This window comes from Bergeriella denitrificans NBRC 102155 (assembly GCF_001592185.1).
GTDB classification, from domain to species: Bacteria; Pseudomonadota; Gammaproteobacteria; order Burkholderiales; family Neisseriaceae; genus Neisseria; species Neisseria denitrificans.
The window spans coordinates 1-3,213 of sequence record NZ_BCWL01000215.1 but is presented as its reverse complement, the minus strand read 5'-3'; the positions used below and the strand labels follow the sequence as shown (position 1 = coordinate 3,213).

The 3,213-nt window shown below is 53.7% G+C and carries 3 protein-coding genes; 1 reads left to right on the top strand and 2 read right to left on the bottom strand.

Features of this window, described 5'->3' with window-relative positions:
• Both BDE01S_RS11605 and BDE01S_RS09335 read right to left on the bottom strand, forming a co-directional pair.
• Window positions 1-264, bottom strand: a 264-nt coding sequence (locus BDE01S_RS11605) for a hypothetical protein (protein WP_218015869.1), incomplete at its 3' end; no start/stop codon positions are given.
• 124 nt (window positions 265-388) lie between these two features.
• Window positions 389-1,669 (bottom strand): malic enzyme-like NAD(P)-binding protein, encoded by a 1,281-nt coding sequence (locus BDE01S_RS09335; protein WP_082790457.1) that lies wholly within the window; start codon window positions 1,667-1,669, stop codon window positions 389-391.
• 325 nt (window positions 1,670-1,994) lie between these two features.
• On the opposite strand from BDE01S_RS09335, the gene BDE01S_RS09330 reads away from it, so the two are divergent.
• Window positions 1,995-3,213, top strand: a 1,219-nt coding sequence (locus BDE01S_RS09330) for a glycosyltransferase (protein ID WP_066080669.1), incomplete at its 3' end; no start/stop codon positions are given.

The window sequence follows — 3,213 nt, the reverse complement described above, 5'->3', positions numbered from 1 at the left end:
GGGTGAGCCAACGCTGTGGCAGAAATTAAGTTCTCCGACTATAGTGTGGCAAGGCGAAAGCAACGCTGTGCCATTCATTAATCCCATCAGATCAAATGAAATCGTGCCGATAAACTGCAGCCCGTAAGCGGGCACTTTTGCCCGATAATGTGTTGAGGTTCTAATACGTTTCCGGTACATCAGAATCTGTAGGTCGGGCATTCTTGCCCGACGTTTGGTATCAATACCCAATATGTTCAGGTGTGATAATGATTTGTCGGGCAAGAATGCCCGACCTACGGCTGCTATAGAAAGTTTGGGAGGAAACAAATTATATTGCGCTCGATTTCAATCCAGTATAAAAAAGCCGTCTGAATTTCAGACGGCTTTTTTGTTATCGGCCAAACCTTTACAGCTTCATGGCGCTCAATTTGGCTTCGTAAGCGGCCAGGTCGGCAATCGGACGGCTGGCAACGCCGCTTTCCATTGCGGCTTTGGCGGTCGCAGCGGCTACGCGCGGCAGCAGGCGCGGGTCGAAAGCGGTCGGAATCAGGTAATCCGCGCCGAATTCGAATTTTTGGCCGTAAGCGGCAACCACTTCTTTCGGTACTTCTTCCATCGCCAAATCAGCCAGTGCGTAAACGCAGGCCAGCTTCATTTCTTCGTTGATGGTGGTTGCGCCGCAATCCAGCGCGCCGCGGAAGATGAACGGGAAGCACAATACGTTGTTGACTTGGTTCGGGAAGTCGGAGCGGCCGGTACCGATGACCACGTCGGCGCGGGTTTCTTTGGCCAGCGGCGGCAGGATTTCCGGGTTCGGGTTGGCCATGGCGAATACGATGGGCTTGTCGGCCATGGTGTTGAGCATTTCCGGAGTCAGCAGGTTGGCGCCGGAGAGGCCCAGGAAGATGTCTTTGCCGGCAACGGCATCGGCCAAGCTGCGTTGGCCGTTGTCTTCAATGGCGTAAAACTGCTTGGATTCGTCCATGCGATCTTTGTCTTCGCGGGTTTTGTAAATCACGCCTTTGGAGTCGCATACGGTCACGTTTTCGCGTTTCAGGCCGACAGCCAGGAGCTGGTTCAGGCAGGCAATCGCTGCTGCGCCCGCGCCGGAGCAGACCAGAGTGGCTTCTTCGATTTTGCGGCCGGTGAAACGCAGGGCGTTCAATACGGCGGCGGCGGTGATGATGGCGGTACCGTGCTGGTCGTCGTGGAATACCGGGATTTTGCAGCGTTTACGCAGTTCCTGCTCGATGTAGAAGCACTCGGGCGCTTTGATGTCTTCGAGGTTGATGCCGCCGAAAGTCGGCTCTAAGGAAGCGATGATGTCCACCAGCTTTTGCGGGTCTTTTTCGTCGATTTCGATGTCGAATACGTCAATGCCGGCGAATTTTTTGAACAATACGCCTTTGCCTTCCATAACGGGTTTGCCGGCCAATGCGCCGATGTTACCCAGGCCCAATACGGCGGTACCGTTGGAAATCACGCCCACCAGGTTGCCTTTGGCGGTGTATTTGTAGGCGTCTTGCGGGTTGGCTTCGATTTCAAGGCAGGGGAATGCCACGCCGGGAGAGTAGGCCAGCGCCAGCTCTTCTTGGGTAGAGAGCGATTTGGTCGGGGTCACCGATACTTTGCCCGGTATGGGCTGCTCGTGGAATTTGAGTGCGGCTTCTTTTAATGCGTTTGACATTGCTTTATCCTGTTGCAGTAGTTGAGCAGAAATGAAATAAACGGCCGTCTGAAAATCAAGCCATCCGGCGGCAACTGTGGGCGAAAATCCGGATTATCCGTTTCGCGCTGTAATGGTTTGTAATTCTATCATGCAACGCGGGGCGTGAAAATGTTAATTTCGATAATGAACGGGACGGCAGGCGCGGATTTTGTGCAGATGAAACAGGGCGGGGCGGGCTTTCCCGCTTTTTGCGGGCGGGGAGTTGTCGGGTAGCGCCGCAGTTTGTTAAAGTATCGGTTTATTTGACGGATACGGTGAGACGATGTCCACAATTTGTTTGAATATGATCGTCAAAAACGAAGCGGCGATTATCGAGGAAACGCTGGCCAATATTTTGGAGCATGTGCCGCTCACTTATTGGGTGATTTCCGATACCGGCTCGAGCGACGACACGCCCGAGCGGATTGAGCGTTTTTTTGCGGCGCGCGGCATCAAAGGCGAGCTGCATCACCACGAGTGGAAACACTTCGGCCACAACCGCCAGTTGGCATTGGATGCCGCCAAAGGCAAGGCGGACTATCTGTTTCTGTTTGACGCCGACGACCGGATTTACGGCGACCTCGGGCTGGATGCCGATACCGAGCTGAACGCCGATGCCTATTTTCTGCGGATGCGCGGCCAGCACGATAAAAACCGCTTTTACACCCGCCGCCTGATGCTGAAGAACGATTTGCCCTGGCAGTGGCGCGGGGCGGTACACGAGCAGCTTTACCTGCCGCCTTCAGCCATGCGTCCGAACAGCCAGGTATTGGTGGACGGCGATTATTATGTGGTGTCGGGGCGTTTCGGCGCGCGCAGCCAAAATCCGCAGAAATATTATGACGACGCGCTGATGATGGAGCGTTATTTTGATGAAAATGACGACCGCGATTTATGCGCGCAAAACGCGTTTTTCTGCGGCCAATCCTATCGCGATGCCAAAATGTTCGACAAAGCGGTAGAGTGGTATCAGAAAAGCATCGGCTACTGCCAGAAAGGCAGCGAGCAGCGGCGCTATACCCTGATGATGCTGGCCGAGCAGTATAAAAACCTGGAGCAGTCCGAAAAAGCGGTATGCCAATGGATTTTGGCGTATGACAATTCGCCGCACAACGCCGAAGCCTTGGTATATCTTGCCGAGTATTTTCTAGGCCAAGGGGCAAATTTGGTTGCGTTTGAATATGCCGAAAAAAGCCTGTCGCTGCGCGAGCCGCATCCTCTAACGGTGATTGTTGCCAATAAAACGGTATACCGTTATGGCCCTCATAACGCTTATTTGCGTGCGGCACTTGGTTTGGAGCGGTATGAGCAGGCTTACACGGCGTATAAGCATCTGTTGCAACTGCCTGAGGCGAACGCGAAGCTAAACCGTTATCTGCTGAAAGTGACCTTGCTTGAGCCGATGCAGGCGCTTATCAGCCAAGATGAACCATCGGAGCGGGCGGATATTTATCGGCAAATTGCGGCAATGGAACAATTAAGCGAAGAAGATAAGGTCTTGCAGCAGCAGATTTTGGCCGACC